Source organism: Actinomadura violacea, assembly GCF_017573465.1.
Classification (GTDB): domain Bacteria; phylum Actinomycetota; class Actinomycetes; order Streptosporangiales; family Streptosporangiaceae; genus Spirillospora; species Spirillospora violacea.
The window spans coordinates 379,849-393,880 of the sequence record NZ_JAGEPF010000001.1 but is presented as its reverse complement, the minus strand read 5'-3'; the positions used below and the strand labels follow the sequence as shown (position 1 = coordinate 393,880).

At 69.8% G+C, this 14,032-nt stretch carries 13 protein-coding genes; 9 read left to right on the top strand and 4 right to left on the bottom strand.

Annotated features, from left to right (window positions below; genetic code table 11):
• The first annotated feature begins 52 nt into the window (after positions 1 to 52).
• Both J4709_RS01930 and J4709_RS01925 read left to right on the top strand, forming a co-directional pair.
• Entirely contained in the window at positions 53 to 1,087 is a 1,035-nt protein-coding gene (locus J4709_RS01930) for a zinc-binding dehydrogenase (protein WP_208236165.1), read from the top strand.
• A gap of 41 nt (positions 1,088 to 1,128) precedes the next feature.
• On the top strand, positions 1,129 to 1,977 hold the full coding sequence (locus J4709_RS01925; protein WP_208236163.1) for an aldo/keto reductase: 849 nt from the start codon (positions 1,129 to 1,131) through the stop codon (positions 1,975 to 1,977).
• A gap of 185 nt (positions 1,978 to 2,162) precedes the next feature.
• On the opposite strand, the gene J4709_RS01920 is transcribed toward J4709_RS01925, so the two are convergent.
• Together J4709_RS01920 and J4709_RS01915 are read right to left on the bottom strand one after the other, a co-directional pair.
• Complete coding sequence (locus J4709_RS01920; RefSeq protein ID WP_208236161.1) at positions 2,163 to 2,591, bottom strand: hypothetical protein; 429 nt, start codon at positions 2,589 to 2,591, stop codon at positions 2,163 to 2,165.
• A gap of 29 nt (positions 2,592 to 2,620) precedes the next feature.
• Positions 2,621 to 5,107: a tetratricopeptide repeat protein gene (locus J4709_RS01915; protein WP_208236159.1), complete on the bottom strand. Its 2,487-nt coding sequence runs from the start codon at positions 5,105 to 5,107 to the stop codon at positions 2,621 to 2,623.
• A 93-nt stretch (positions 5,108 to 5,200) separates the two neighbouring features.
• On the opposite strand from J4709_RS01915, the gene J4709_RS01910 reads away from it, so the two are divergent.
• The 4 genes from J4709_RS01910 (at position 5,201) to J4709_RS01895 (ending at position 8,390) form a co-directional block, all read left to right on the top strand.
• Positions 5,201 to 5,746, top strand: a complete 546-nt coding sequence (locus J4709_RS01910; protein ID WP_208236157.1) for a glycosyltransferase — start codon at positions 5,201 to 5,203, stop codon at positions 5,744 to 5,746.
• Positions 5,722 to 6,438 (top strand): glycosyltransferase, encoded by a 717-nt coding sequence (locus tag J4709_RS01905; protein ID WP_208236156.1) that lies wholly within the window; start codon positions 5,722 to 5,724, stop codon positions 6,436 to 6,438. The genes J4709_RS01910 and J4709_RS01905 overlap by 25 nt, the downstream gene beginning before the upstream one ends.
• Positions 6,439 to 7,419: 981 nt before the next feature.
• The gene (locus J4709_RS01900; protein WP_208236154.1) at positions 7,420 to 7,671 is read left to right on the top strand and encodes a hypothetical protein; all 252 of its coding nucleotides are present in this window, start codon (positions 7,420 to 7,422) and stop codon (positions 7,669 to 7,671) included.
• A gap of 20 nt (positions 7,672 to 7,691) precedes the next feature.
• Positions 7,692 to 8,390 carry an ABC transporter ATP-binding protein gene (locus J4709_RS01895; protein ID WP_208236152.1) on the top strand — a complete coding sequence of 233 codons (699 nt, stop codon included), beginning with the start codon at positions 7,692 to 7,694 and terminating at the stop codon, positions 8,388 to 8,390.
• On the opposite strand, the gene J4709_RS01890 is transcribed toward J4709_RS01895, so the two are convergent.
• Together J4709_RS01890 and J4709_RS01885 are read right to left on the bottom strand one after the other, a co-directional pair.
• A complete protein-coding gene (locus tag J4709_RS01890; RefSeq protein WP_232382782.1) occupies positions 8,391 to 9,050 on the bottom strand; it encodes a response regulator in 660 nt (219 codons plus the stop codon).
• On the bottom strand, positions 9,047 to 10,549 hold the full coding sequence (locus tag J4709_RS01885; RefSeq protein WP_208236150.1) for a HAMP domain-containing sensor histidine kinase: 1,503 nt from the start codon (positions 10,547 to 10,549) through the stop codon (positions 9,047 to 9,049). Before J4709_RS01885 ends, J4709_RS01890 begins: the two co-directional genes overlap by 4 nt.
• Before the next feature lie 250 nt (positions 10,550 to 10,799).
• Here J4709_RS01885 and J4709_RS52810 point away from each other — a divergent pair, with 250 nt between their 5' ends.
• From J4709_RS52810 to J4709_RS01875, 3 genes are all read left to right on the top strand, one after another.
• Positions 10,800 to 11,900, top strand: a complete 1,101-nt coding sequence (locus J4709_RS52810) for a peptidoglycan-binding domain-containing protein (RefSeq protein WP_232382781.1) — start codon at positions 10,800 to 10,802, stop codon at positions 11,898 to 11,900.
• A complete protein-coding gene (locus J4709_RS01880) occupies positions 11,887 to 13,086 on the top strand; it encodes an ABC transporter permease (RefSeq protein ID WP_307800866.1) in 1,200 nt (399 codons plus the stop codon). The genes J4709_RS52810 and J4709_RS01880 overlap by 14 nt, the downstream gene beginning before the upstream one ends.
• 183 nt (positions 13,087 to 13,269) lie before the next feature.
• Positions 13,270 to 13,728: a hypothetical protein gene (locus J4709_RS01875; protein ID WP_208236146.1), complete on the top strand. Its 459-nt coding sequence runs from the start codon at positions 13,270 to 13,272 to the stop codon at positions 13,726 to 13,728.
• Positions 13,729 to 14,032 lie beyond the last annotated feature (304 nt).

Below are 14,032 nucleotides of genomic sequence, written 5' to 3'. Positions count from 1 at the left end.
GCGAGACCGCGGCCCTGCGAGACAACGCCACCCCGAGCATGAGGAGCATGTGATGCGCGCAGCCGTGATGTACGGCGCGGGAGACGTCCGGGTCGAGGACCGGCCCGACCCTGAGATCCAGCAGCCCGCCGACGCGATCGTGCGGGTGGTGCTGTCGTGCGTGTGCGGGAGTGACCTGTGGCCCTACGGCTCCATGCCCGCCACCGACACCGGCCGTCCGATGGGGCATGAGTTCCTCGGCGTCATCGCCGAGACCGGCTCGGACGTGACCGGGCTGAAGGCGGGTGATCTGGTCGTCACCCCGTTCACCTACTGCGACAACACCTGCGACTTTTGCCGCCGGGGATTGCAGTCCTCCTGCCGCCACGGCGGCCGCTACGGCCTGAACGGCGTCGACGCCGGGCAGGGCGAGGCCGTCCGCGTCCCCTACGCCGACGGGACGCTGGTCAAGCTCCCCGTGGGCGTGGACTCTCCGCTGCTGCCGTCCCTGCTGACCCTGTCGGACGTGCTGGGCACCGGCCACCACGGCGCCGTCACCGCCGGTGTCGGGCCCGGTGACCGCGTCCTGGTCGTCGGAGACGGTGCGGTCGGCCTGTCGGCGGTGATCGCGGCCAAGCGGCTGGGCGCCGAGCAGATCATCCTCATGGGCCGCCACACCGACCGCACCGACCTGGGCCGCGACTTCGGCGCCACCGACGTCGTCGCCGAACGCGGTGAGGAGGGCGTGGCGCGGGTCCGGGAGCTGACCGGCAGGGACGGTGCCGACCGTGTCATCGAGGCCGTCGGCACCCGCCAGACGCTCGACACCGCCTTCGGGGCCGTCATCGACGGCGGCACCATCAGCCGCCTGGGCGTCCCGCAGTACACCGACGGCCCGATGGGCTTCGAGATGATCATGCGGAACATCACGCTGACCGGCGGCGCCTCCCCCGCCCGCGCCTACATCGAAGAACTCATGCCCGACATCCTGAACGGCACCATCGACCCGGGCCGCGTCTTCGACCGCACCGTCAGCCTCGACGGCGTCCCCGACGCCTACCGCGCCATGGCCGACCGGCGCGCCCTCAAGGTCCTCATCCGCCCGTGACCCGGCAGTTGACGGCCCGCCCGTCCATGGAAGGACAGACCATGCAGACCATCACGCTGAACAACGGCATCGAAATGCCGATCCTGGGTTTCGGTGTCTTCCAGATCCCGCCGGAGCAGACCGAACAGGCCGTCACCGACGCGCTCGCCGCCGGGTACCGCAAGTTCGACACCGCCTCGGCCTACCGCAACGAAGAGGCCGTCGGCCGCGCGATCAAGGCCGGCGGCGTCCCCCGCGAGGAACTGTTCATCACCACCAAGCTGTGGGTCCAGGACGCCCCCGCCGAGGACAACACCAAGCGGGCCTTCGAGACCTCCCTGACCAGGCTCGGCCTGGACTACCTCGACCTGTACCTGATGCACCAGCCGTTCGGCGACGCCTACGCACAATGGCGCGCGATGCAGGACCTGCACCGCCAGGGCCGGATCAAGGCGATCGGGATCTCCAACTTCTACCCCGACCGCGTCGTCGACCTGGTCGACCACAACGAGATCGCCCCCGCGGTGAACCAGATCGAGGTCCACCCCTTCTTCCAACGCGTCGTCGACCAGCAGATCAACGCCGAACGCGGCGTGGTGATCGAGTCGTGGGGCCCGTTCGCCGCAGGCAAGAACAACCTGTTCACCGACCCGGTCCTCACCGCCATCGGCCAAGCACACGGCAAGTCCGTCGCCCAGATCGTGCTGCGCTGGCTCGTCCAGCGGCAGATCCCCGTCAACGCCAAGTCCATCAGCCCCGACCGCATGGCCGCCAACCTCGCCGTCTTCGACTTCGAACTCAGCGGCGACCAGATGAACCAGATCGCGGCCCTGGACACCGGCGCCACGCTGTACTTCGACCACCGCGACCCCGCAATCGTCGCCCAGCTCGGCAACCGCCGCATCGACTGACCTTCAGGGCAGGGGAAATGGGACCGACCCACAGCCCAGCGCGGCGACCCGGCCGGGTCGCCGCGCACTCCTTGCCGACCGACCCCCTGGCCAAGGAGCAGCGCCCCGCCCGGTCCGTCGGAGAGATCACTACTGGGGGCTGATCGGCTGACCGAGCAGCACACGTGCGCCGGGTACCGGGATCGCTACGGTACGTCACCGATGCGCAGGTCGCGGCCGGCGACATAGGTGCCGGTCTGGTGAAGGTCGTTTCCGGCGACCGCTCCAGAGTCGGCGACCTGAAGGTGGCGCGCTTCGACGGCCTTGAGCTCCTCGACGAGCCGCTCAAGGCGTGTCGCGAATTCAGGATCGGCGTCGATCAATTCAGTGAGGACGTTCTGCAGCGCAGCCCTTCGCCCTTCGTTCTCCGGTTGGGCCTCGGCGCCCTCCAGGATGGTCTCTTCATAGCGAGCGCCTGCAATGCGACCGCGGATCGTTCTGTAAAGTTCGGCGATCCGCTGCGACACGCCATCGGACGCGGCCTCCCCCAAACGCGCCAGACCACCTTCGGCCATCTGACCGAGGTAGGGGACGAGCGCGCCCACCGCCGCGGCGGCCAGAGTAACGGGTTCCATGTGGAGTCCTTTCTTGGGCAGGTCGGCCTTCAGGGAATCCGCAGGCCGAGGCGCGCCATGATGGCCTCGGCCACCATCGCATGGCCGCCTTCCGGATCGATGCCGGCGAGACCGAGAAGCGCCAGGGCCTCCCCATGCGGATCGGCGGCCCGCCGCAGGTACGTGAGCGCTTCCTCGTAGGAACGCGCGGCCGCCTGAACGTCTCCTGCGGCACGTTCGATGTCAGCCCGCTCGCGCAGCGCGCTCCCATGGCCGGTAAGGCTGCCGACGACCTCGAAGTAGCCGATGGCCTCGTTGAGCGCCGCAGCGTCACCGAGGAAGTGCCCTTGCCACATCAATGACGTCCCCAGTCCCTCGTGTTCCGGGACATCCATCGCGGCGAAGATCTGCTGAGCGCTCTGCAATCGGTCAATGTCCTGAAGTGCCGCGCCGAGGTGCAAGAGAGCCCACCCCTTGCCGTACAGGTCACCGATATCCTCGAATGTCCGGAGGGCCTCGCGGTTGTGCTCAACGGCTTCGTCGGTACGCCCATATTGGCGCAGGATTCGACCCAGGTGATTGTGGGCCCAGGCCTGCCCCTGCCGATGCTCGATCTGCTCGAAGAGGTTCAGCGCCTGCTGGTGGTGACGCTCGGCCTCGGTATAGCGCCATTGCGCGCCCCGCACTGAGGTCAGGTTGTTGTGCGACCACCCCTCGGCCGCTCGGTCGCCGGCCGAGCGCAGCAGATCCACCGCTCTGGTCAGGGTCGCAGCGGCGTCGTCGAGATCTCGGCGCCAGAACTGGACGTGACCGAGTGTGCGCAGGACGAGACCCTCACCATGGGCGTCCGCAGCTGCGCGGAAGATCTCCACGGCCTGACGGAGACAGTCTTCGGCTTCGTCGTACCGGTGGGTCTCTCGGTACAGCGTGCCCAGATGAGACAGGACGTCGGCACGCGAGACCTCCGCCCCGGGGACGCCCTGGAGCAGGCTCAGCGCCGCCACGCTCTCCTCAATGGCCTCAGTGAGCCGGCGGCTCTCCCGCAAAGGCCAGGAGCGCATGTGCCGCGCGACACCCAGCGCCTCGGCATCATTGAGCCTGGAGGCGGATTCGACGGCGAGCTCCGCGCCCTCCAGCCAGTCCGCCCAGTGCCCGCGGATCTCGAAGAAGCCCGCCAGATTCGAGACGACGCGCCACGGAACGTCATCGCGTCCGGTGGCGGCCGCCTGCCTGACGATGGCCGACAACGTCGCGTGCTCGCCGTCCAGGCCGTCCAGCGCCGCGGCATACGCGTCACCGTCGGCGGTCCGGCGGCCGTCGACTCCGATATGCCGCCCCCAGCCCGCCGCGGTCTCGAGAGCCCATGCCATCGCACGGTCCACGGCGGCCTCCCGCTCGGCCTGGGCATCCTCGGTTTCGGCCCTCTCCTGCGCGAAGACCTTGACCAGATCGTGGAAGCGGGCCCGATCCTGCCCGACGGGTTCGATCAGATGCGTGTTGAACAGCTCGGCGAGCGTGTCTTCCCATGCTCCGGTACCGTCGACCGCCGCCGCCAGGGCGTCTCCGAAGTCAGAGACCGCGATCTGGCTGAGGAGCCGAAAGTGTCGCGCGGCCTGCGGGCTGAGCTCGCGGTAGCTGAGCGAGAAGCTGGTTCGCAGGTCCAGGTGGTCGGTCTTGAGCAGGTCCAACCGCTCGGCCGCGAGGCGGTCGGCGAACCTCGCCAGCGGCATCCGTCTGCTCGCGGGTTTGGTCAGCTGTGCTCCGGCCATGTGCAGGGCCAGCGGCAGCCCACCGCACAATTCGATGATCCTGCGTGCGGCGACCGGGTCGGCGGCGACGCGGTCGGCGCCGATGCGGGCCTCCAGCAGGGCATAGGCCTCGTCGTCGGTCATGTTACCCAGATCCATTTCCCGGATGTCCTCCAGCTCGGAGAAACTGCGCCGGGACGTCATGAGCACTCCACAATCGGCCCGGCTCGGCAACAAGTCCATAACCTGACGAGCCGATGTCACACTGTCGAGCACGAGGAGCGTCGGTTTGCGCAGCTCAGCGTGGAAGAGTTCGATACGGCCCGCGAGACTGCCGGGGATCCGGCTCTCGGGGACCTCAAGCTGGAGCAGCAGCCGGAAAAGCGCTTCCGAGACGTCCAGCTCCGGCAGCCCCACCTGACTCAGTTCCAGAAACAGCTGCCCGCCCGGATAGGAGGGAGCGACATCCCTGGCCACCTGGAGCGCAAGCGAGGTCTTCCCGCTTCCAGGGCCGTTGAGAACGTTCGCCAGCGGGAAAGGATTGCGATCGTAGTCCATCCACTCACGTAGGCTCGCGCGCTCCGCCGCCCGCCCGATGAACGTCGTTCCCCTGCGGCGCAGACGGCTCACGGGGCTTCTGGGCGCCGGCACCTCCGGCTGGTGATAATGGATGCTCATCGTCCCGATGTGGGTGTCGCGTCCCGCAACGAACTGCCCGTCCTGGTGGATGTCCCGACCCGCCGACGCACCGGAGCCGGACTCGATCGCATCATCCGTCGGGTTCACCATGGGTCGAGTCTCCGTGATCACCAGTGCCTTTGTCCACGCGAGCGAGTCGGGGCAGGAGCGACGGGGGTGAGAACTGTGGGGGATACTCACGGCATGCCCGATTCTCTGCTGCACATCGCCCAAGTATCGGAGCACGCCAGCCCTCTGGCCGAGGACATAGGCAGCACGGACTCGGGAGGACAGAACGTCTATGTCCGGGAGCTCTCCCTGGAGTTGGCCGCCCGTGGCCACCGGGTCACGGTGTTCACCCGCCGCACGTCATCGAACCAGCCCGAGCGGGTCCGGTTCGCTCCCGGCGCGGAGGTGATCCACGTCCCGGCGGGACCCGCCCGCCAACTCCCCAAGGAGGACCTGGCGCCGCTGATGGGCGACTTCGGCGACCAACTGGCCCTGCGCTGGCAAGAGGAACCGCCCGATCTCGTGCACGCGCATTACTGGATGAGCGGCATCGCCGCCCTCGCCGGAGCACGGCGCACCCCGATCCCTGTGATCGCCACCTTTCACGCATTGGGCCTCGAACGGATCGCCCATCACCCTGAGACTTTCAAAGATGATCGCCGAGAGAGAGAGAGAGAGAGAGAGAGAGAGTCGGATCCGAACGCACCGTTGCCCAGGTGGCAGATGCCATCATCGCACTGACACCGGAGGAGGTCGGCTACCTGACCGCCGCGAACGGCGTCCCCTCCTCAAAGATCACAGTCGTCCCGGTCGGAGTGAACCTGACCCGTTTCGCACCACAAGGCCCGGCCTTGGCCCGCAACGGCCGACTGCGCGTGGTCACCGCCGGACGACTCGTCACCCGCAAAGGCGTGGACACGGTGATCAACGCCTTCGCCCGGCTCCCCAGAGCGGCCGACGCCGAGCTTCTCATCGCCGGCGGTCCGCACCGCGCCGCACTCCAAACCGACCCCACGGCGCGACACCTTCGATCCCTCGCCTGCCGGCACGGAGTAGAAGACAGAGTTGAACTCCTCGGGCGGATGCCACATGGAAGCGTTCCCGAGCTCTTGCGCTCTGCTGATGTCTTCGTCTGCGCACCGCACTACGAACCGTTCGGCACGGCGGCCCTCGAAGCAGCCGCATGCGGCGTACCCGTCATCGCATCCGCGGTCGGCGGACTACGCGAGCACGTCCGCGACGGGGTGACCGGCGTACTCGTCCCGCCCGACGACCCGGCAACGCTCAGCCACGCCCTCCACTCGCTCCTCAGCAATCCCGGGAGCCGTACCCGCCTGGGCGCGGCCGGAGCCGAGAACGCGCGTAGCTACGCCTGGCCTGCAATCGCAGACAGAATCCTCGCGACTTATCGAGCACAACTGGGAACCGCCTGACTGCGGTACGGCCGCGATCGCGAAACCGTTCCGTGCCTGAGGCGAGCGGACGGCACAAGCGCTCACCAATAAGACGCTGACCCCGATCGACCGATGCGCCCGGCAGCCCTCGGCACCAAGGGCGAGTCGATCAACGCCTACGCCTGACCAAGGTCCACCACCACGCCAGCGGCCTCCAAGCCGTCTTCACGCCGGACGGGGTTGCCGCTGTGCGCCGGCGAACTCCACCCCGGCCCCGTCCGGGGCCTGACTCACCGCCGCCGCAGCGAACGATGATTCGCCCTCTCCTTTGCTCCAACTGGCGCGAGGAAACCAATCGCCATTCTTCGGGACTGGGGATACTCATGGCGGACGGTTCATGATGGTCTCGGGCCCGCACGCAGACCGTTCGCACGCGGGCCCGGGCTGTCGCGACGGATACGATATGGGTGGCTGGTCAGTCCCCCACGGCGATGCGGTGGACGTCGCCGATCGGGGCGGCGGTGGGCCATGTGCTGTCGGTGCGTGTCGCCCCTCGGACACAAGCACATGAAGAGGCGCCGGGTTTCTGACTCGGCGCTTTTGCGTTCTCGTGGGTTCGATCTCTTGATCAAGCCCGTCCCGCCGGTCGGTCTCGGTCCCCCAAAGTGGGTGCCTTCGATGCCACATTCGGGGGAAGCGCCCGGCAGGCCGGGCCGCGAGGGTGGAGCCATGATTCGACGTCTGGTTCTCGGCGGCACGGCTGCGACCTTCCTGCTCACCGGGTGCGGCAGCGGCTCCGGTGGTGGGACTTCCGGCGGCCGGACGGCTCCGGGTACTCCCGCGGGCACGGACGACCCGGCTCGCCGGCCCATCCAGCTCCAGGTCTCGAAGTGCTTCCGCGCTCATGGTCAGCCGAGTTTCCCCGACCCGACCCAGAATCCCGACGGAAGCTGGGCCGTCCCCAACGTCGGCGGCGCCCAGCCGACGGTGCCGCCGGCCTGTGAATCGCTCGTCAGGAAGATGAAGACGCAGGGCGGCGCACACGGCCGCGGCGACCAGCCGCTCTCGCCCGCCGACATCGCCAAGGCGCGTGACTTCGCGAGGTGCATGCGGGAGAAGGGCATCTCCGACTGGCCGGACCCCAACTCCAACGGCTACTTCGTCCTGCCGCCCAGGCTCGGCCCGCCGAACGGCAAGCGGCTCTTCAAGCAGCAGATGGTGGCATGCAGGTCGTTCGAGCCCGCAGGTGGCGTCCACATGGTCCTGCAGTAGTCCGAGCCCGGGACAAAGGAATGTTCCCGACCACATGGAAGGCGGGGTCGTCGGTGCCGGTCCTTGAGTTGCGCGACGTGCACAAGACCTATCCCGGCGAACCGCCGGTGAGGTCGGTGCGCGGAGTGAGCCTGCGGGTCGAGGCCGGGGACATGCTTGCCGTCCGCGGCGCCTCGGGGTCGGGGAAGTCGACGCTGCTGAACATCATGGCGGCCCTGGACAGGCCGACCAGCGGTTCGGTTCTGCTGGACGGGCGGCCCGTCGAGAAGCTGGACGACCGGGCCCTGGCCGGGCTCCGCGCGCACCGCGTCGGCGTGGTGTTCCAGCAGTTCTTCCTGCTGGAGTCGCTGACCGCGCTCGACAACGTCGCCACCGGCCTGCTGTACCGGGGGGTGCCGAAGCCGGCCCGGCGCAGCGCCGCTGCCGGCGCACTCGAACGGGTCGGGCTCGGGCACCGCGCCCGGCAGCGGGTCACGAAGCTCTCGGGCGGCGAACGCCAGCGGGTCGCGATCGCCCGCGCCCTGGTCGGCCGGCCCGCGATCGTGTTCGCGGACGAGCCGACGGGCAACCTCGACTCGGCGAACGGCGCGGAGATCCTCAAGCTGATCCGCGAACTCAACGGCGAGGGCACCACGCTGGTCATCGTCACCCACGAGGAGGCCGTGGCCGATGCCTGCCGCTCGCGCATCGTCATGAGCGACGGCCGGGTCGTCGGCTGATCACTCCCGCCTGCGCAGGGCTTCGCCCAGCGTGACGACTCCCTGCTGGAGCCCGAAGATGGCAGCCTGCGTGCGGTCCTGCAGGCCGAGTTTGGCCAGGATGCTGGACACGTACGACTTCACCGTCTGCTCACCGATCGACAGCGTCCGGGCGATCTCCCGGTTGGAGCGGCCGTGCGACAGGGCCGCGAGAACCTCCCGCTCGCGCAGCGACAGGCGGCCCAGCGGGCCCGCGTCCTTGCTCTCCCGAACCTCCCGCACCAGGAGCGCGGTCACCACCGGGTCCAGAACGCTGCCGCCCGACGCCGCGGCCCGCACCGCCTCCACCACGCGCTCGACACCGGCCGTCTTCGACACATAGGACGAGGCGCCCGCCCGCACCGCCTCCAGCGCCCGCTCATCACCGGGCGCGGAGGTCAGGACGATCACCGCCGGGGCGCCGTCCTCTCCGCGCAGCGTGTGCAGCACGCTCATCCCGTCCATCCCGGGCATGATCAGGTCCAGCATCACCACGTCGGGACGGATCGCCTTGATCGCCGAGAGCGCCGCCGTCCCGTCCGCGCACTCCCCGACGACCTGGAAGTCGGGTTCCTGCTCGAGGACGAACCGCAGTCCCTGCCGGACCACCTCGTGGTCGTCGACGATGAGGATCCTGATCATCGTCCCCCCTCGGGGAAGAGCACTCGCACCGTGGTGCCCTGCTCCGGCGCGCTCACCAGTTCGAACGTGCCGCCCAGCTCGCCGGCCCGCTCCCGCATCAGTTCCAGACCCAGTCCGTGGCGGTCCGGCGCCGAGCGCGGGTCGAAGCCCCGGCCATCGTCGCGCACCACCACCGCGACCTGGCCTTCGGTCTCGTTCACTTCAAGGTCGATCGTCCGCGACTCCCCGTGGCGCACCGCGTTGCCGAGTGCCTCCTGGACGACACGCAGCACCGCATGCTCCACCTGGGGCCCCAGTTCGAGTTCGCCGATGTCGGCGGTGATCGAGATGTCCAGCCTCTCCTCGTACGCCTGGCACAGTTCGGTCAGCGCCACCACCAGGCCCGCGTCCTCCAGCTCGATAGGCCGCAACTCCAGGAGCATGGCCCGCATCTCCCGCATCGTCCGTGTCAGGGCGAGCTCCATCGACTCGGCCTGGTGCCGCAGGTGCGAGCCATCGGGGAGGGCCTTGCGCAGCCCCCCGGCCAGCAGGCTTGCGGAGAACAGGTCCTGAGAGATCGAGTCGTGCAGCTCGCGTGTGATCCTGGACCGCTCGCCCCGCCGCGCCGCCGCCCCGGCGGCCTCCCGCTCCGTCCTGACCGCGGCTTCGAGCCGCTCGGCCATCGAGTTGAACGACCGCTCCAACCGGCCGACCTCGTCGCGGCCCGACACCGCGATCCTGGCCTGGAGGTCGCCTTCGGCCATCCGCGCGGTGCCGAGCGAGAGCAGCCGGACGCGTCTGATCAACCGGCCCGTGCTGAGCAGGCCGAACAGGGCCCCGACCGGCACGAGCAGCACCAAGATCAGCAGGGCCGGCCGCAGCAGCGATCCCATCTTCCTGTCGTGCTCGGCGCTCCGCGCCTTCTCCAAGGCGCCCGGCGTGACGGAACTCGGCCGCGACAGCTGCCGGTAGGCGATCCCGATCACCCGCGGGCCGGCATGCGACCTGTCCGCGATCTCCACCGGATGCGCGGCCCAGCCGACCGACTGGCCGTCGACCACGGTCATCCCGTTGCCGGAGCGCTGGGTGAACGCGGCCTTGGGCACGTCGGCGGCGTCCATGCCGACGGCCGCCACCACGTGGCCGTCCAAGGTGCCGAGCGCTTTGACCTCGTTGGGCGGAGCGCCGCCACGCGGTTTCACGGCGTCGTCGTCGAATCCGTGCCCGGCCGCGTAGGCGAGCAGGGCGCGATCACTCGCGCCCGGCCGGATCGAGGAGGCGAGGCTCGCTGCGGTGCCCGTGGCGGCGGCGGTCTCCAGGGCCAGCGCCTCCACCTTCGACCGGAGGTTCCGCGCGTCGGCCGCCGCGGCCTGCTGCCGCGCCTTCCGCAGGCCGTCGTCGGCGGACTGGATGCGCGGTACGAAGACGGCGAGGAGGACCGCCTCGACCAGGATCACCGCCGCCGCGGACACGATCACATACGAGGCCGCCATGCGAAAGCGCAGACCAAGACCGGCCATCGACCGACTCCATCACCGAATGCAATGACACCGTCAAATCCTCCCGCTCCGGCGGGACGCGGCGCCATCCGGTCATCATCACGGTACCGGGAGGTCCCCGGCCGGCGGCCCCCCAAAATGGGTGCCGCCTCGGACACATTTGGGGGAAGCGCCAGCGGCGGGGCCGGCGCGAATCTCGGGGCATGACAGAGTGCAGGGTCGCCGGTCCCGGCGCACCGGCTCCGGATCACGGCGTACGGCGGCGGCCGATATGAGCCGCAGGCGCTGGATCATCGTGACGGGCGTCGCGTTGTCCGGGGCGGTCGGCGCGGCCGCGATCACCGTGGCCGAAAGCCGGACGTCCGACCACGGCGGCGCGCCGGTGACCGCGGTGACCACGAGCACCGCGGAGGTGGTCCGGACCGTGGTCGCCGAACGGCAGCAGGTCAACGGCACCCTCGGGCACGCCGGGACCTTCAACGTCGTCTCCGGCGGCCATGGAGTGGTGACCCGGCTGCCCGCGGCCGGTGACGAGCTCGAACGCGGCAGGGCCGCCTTCGAGGTGGACGGCGCGCCGGTGACGCTGCTCTACGGCAGGCGTCCCGCCTGGCGGGGTTTCCATCTCGGCATGACCAAGGGAACCGACGTCAAGCAATTGGAGACCAATCTGCGGGCCATGGGCTACGGCGACGGCGTGACGGTCGACGACCATTTCACCTCGGCGACCTACCGGGCGATCCGCCATTGGCAGAGTGGCGCCCACATGGCCGTGACCGGGACGCTGCCCCTCGGCCGGGTCGTCTTCCTGCCCTCCGCGGTGCGCGTCGGCGGCACCGACGTCAAGCTCGGCGCCCAGGTGCAACCCGGGATCCTCGTCGCGCACGGGACCAGCGACAAGCCCGTGATCAACGTCCAGCTCTCCCCGGCGCAGCTCCCCACCGTCCGGGTCGGCGACCCCGTCGTGGTCACCTTGCCCGACGGCCGCACCCGCCCCGGGCGGATCACCGCCATCGGCGGGGTGGCCTCGACACCTTCGAGCGGCGCCTCCGGTTCCGGTTCGTCGTCGACGACGACGCAGTCGACTGCGCCGGTGAGCATCACGGTGGCCGGCAGCACCCACGGTTTCCTCGACCAGGCCCAGGTGCAGATCGCGATCACGGTGCAGGCGCACAAGAACGTCCTGGCGGTGCCGACCACGGCGCTGCGGGCCCTGCCCGGCGACAGGTACCAGGTCATCGTGGCCGATGGCGCGGCCACGCGGCCGGTCCTCGTCGAGACGGGGCTGTTCGACGAGACGACCGGGCTGGCGGAGGTCAGCGGCCAGGGACTCGCGGCGGGCCAGAAGGTCGAGGTGCCGCGTGACGACGCCTGACCCGCGGCGGAGCGTGCTGCGGGCCGTCGACCTGCTTCCGACCGGCACGCTGGGGCTGCGGTTCCGCAAGCTCCGGGCGCTGCTGTCGGGACTCGGCATCGCCATCGGCATCGCCTCCATCGTGGCGGTGCTCGGCGTCACCCGCTCCAGCGAGTCCCACCTGCTCACCCGGATCGACCAGCTGGGCACCAACATGCTGACGATCGTCAACGGACAGGACCAGTCGGGCACCGAGGCCGAACTGCCGACCGGCACCGCACCCATGGTCCGCCAGGTGCCGCACGTCCGGGCAGTGGCACCGACCGCGCAGATCACCACCGCCGACGTCTACCGCAACGACCACATCGCCGCCGGCCAGACCGGCGGCCGGGCCGTCCGGGCCTGCGACACCACACTGCTGACCACGCTCGACGGCGGTCTTCTGACCGGCCGCTTCCTCGACCCCGGCCCCTACCCGGTCACCGTCCTGGGATACGACGCCGCCACCACGCTCGGCGTCACCCGGGCCGGCGCGGACCAGCGGGTCTGGCTGGGCCACCACTGGTTCACCGTCATCGGCATCCTCGACCCCTTCCCGCTCGCCCCGGAGATCGACCGCTCCGCCCTGGTCTCCTTCGCCGCGGCCACACGGCTCCTCGGCTACAACGGCCATCCCAGCCGCGTGTACCTGCGCGCCGACAAGGACCACATACGGGACGTGGCCGGCCTGCTGGCCGCGACCGCCAACCCGCCGGACCCGTCGCTGGTCACCGTCAGCCGCCCGTCCGACGCTCTCACCGCCCGGCTCGCGGTGAAGGAGAACGGCAACTCGCTGATCCTCGGGCTGGGCGCCGTCGCCCTGCTGGTCGGGGCGATCGGCATCGCCAATGTCATGGTCATCTCCGTGCTCGAACGGCGCACCGAGATCGGACTCCGCCGGGCGCTGGGCGCGACCCGCGAGCACGTCGCCGCGCAGTTCCTCACCGAGGCGCTCGTCCTGGCCGCCCTCGGCGGCGCGGCGGGCGTCGCCATCGGCGCCGGCGTCACCGCGGGGATGGCCTACTTTCGAGGCTGGGCCCCGCTCATTCCATCGCAAGCGCTCTGGGGCGGAATGCTGGTCGCCATTGCGGCCGGCGCCGTCGCGGGACTCTATCCCGCGCTGCGGGCCGCCTACGTCCCACCGGTGGACGCGCTCCGGACCTCCTGAGTCGGCAGGGGTCGGCTTTCTCCTCCGGCTCGGCGCTGTCGCCGGTCGGGCCGGACCATCCGCGCCTTGGAGCGGCTCTGGCGTCCAGCGCAAATGCATTCTTGCGCCCTGCATTGCGCCCTGGACTGTCTGTTCTGGACCAGAGAGCCGGACATTCGGTTCGGCTATGGCGAGGGGTAAGAGATGCGACTGATCGCAAAGATCACCACCACCATCCTGGCGGCGAGCATCGCCGGTGCCGGGGTCACCGCGGTGACCGCTCCGGCGAACGCGGCGACCGGCTCGTGCGGGGCGGGGTACCGCTACCTCAAGGGCAAGAACCACTTCCCGATCAAGCACGGCAAGAAGGTCGGCGGCTACGCCGACCTCTACTACAACGCCGGCAACGGGCAGAACTGCGCCATCGTCCGCGCCAACGGATCGGGCACGTCGCACATCACCGTGCTGCTCTCCAGGTACGACAAGAAGAACTACGCCCCGGAGAAGACCGTCACCGAAGGCTGGGGCAAGAAGCAGAACTTCAAGTACTACGCCGGGCCGGTGAAGATCTGGGCCAAGGGCCGCTGCATCACGGTCGTGGGTTCGTTGAAGAAGGGCTCGGTCTACTACCAGGGCGGCGCCACGAAGGTGCACTGCGGCTAGTCCATTAGGCATCGGCGGCCGGTCCTGGCGGGACCGGCCGCCGATGTCCAGGGTGGCTTTCGGGTCAGGCCGTCTTCTGCTTGCCCGGTGTCAGGACGACGGCCGCCAGGCCGATGGGCACGTTGGCGTAGAGCACCCTCCGGCGCGGCCAGGACGAAGGCGTCTTCCGCACCGACCTCCCGCTCACGCGGCTGGTCAACGTCGTCCACTACGTCCTGCAAGGCGCCGCCGAGGAGGACCGCGCGGGACGTCTGAAGACCAGGGAGACCGGGCGCGTCGTCACCGCCACGGTGCAGTCGGTCCT

What these genes read in the sequence shown, in the direction of transcription:
- J4709_RS01920 (WP_208236161.1), bottom strand. Translation starts at nt 2,591, where the DNA reads ATGGAACCCGTTACTCTGGCCGCCGCGGCGGTGGGCGCGCTCGTCCCC.
- J4709_RS01875 (WP_208236146.1), top strand. Translation starts at nt 13,270, where the DNA reads ATGCGACTGATCGCAAAGATCACCACCACCATCCTGGCGGCGAGCATC.
- J4709_RS01890 (WP_232382782.1), bottom strand. Translation starts at nt 9,050, where the DNA reads ATGATCAGGATCCTCATCGTCGACGACCACGAGGTGGTCCGGCAGGGA.
- J4709_RS01925 (WP_208236163.1), top strand. Translation starts at nt 1,129, where the DNA reads ATGCAGACCATCACGCTGAACAACGGCATCGAAATGCCGATCCTGGGT.
- J4709_RS52810 (WP_232382781.1), top strand. Translation starts at nt 10,800, where the DNA reads ATGAGCCGCAGGCGCTGGATCATCGTGACGGGCGTCGCGTTGTCCGGG.
- J4709_RS01885 (WP_208236150.1), bottom strand. Translation starts at nt 10,549, where the DNA reads ATGGCCGGTCTTGGTCTGCGCTTTCGCATGGCGGCCTCGTATGTGATC.
- J4709_RS01915 (WP_208236159.1), bottom strand. Translation starts at nt 5,107, where the DNA reads ATGGTGAACCCGACGGATGATGCGATCGAGTCCGGCTCCGGTGCGTCG.
- J4709_RS01900 (WP_208236154.1), top strand. Translation starts at nt 7,420, where the DNA reads ATGAAGACGCAGGGCGGCGCACACGGCCGCGGCGACCAGCCGCTCTCG.
- J4709_RS01910 (WP_208236157.1), top strand. Translation starts at nt 5,201, where the DNA reads ATGCCCGATTCTCTGCTGCACATCGCCCAAGTATCGGAGCACGCCAGC.
- J4709_RS01895 (WP_208236152.1), top strand. Translation starts at nt 7,692, where the DNA reads ATGTTCCCGACCACATGGAAGGCGGGGTCGTCGGTGCCGGTCCTTGAG.
- J4709_RS01930 (WP_208236165.1), top strand. Translation starts at nt 53, where the DNA reads ATGCGCGCAGCCGTGATGTACGGCGCGGGAGACGTCCGGGTCGAGGAC.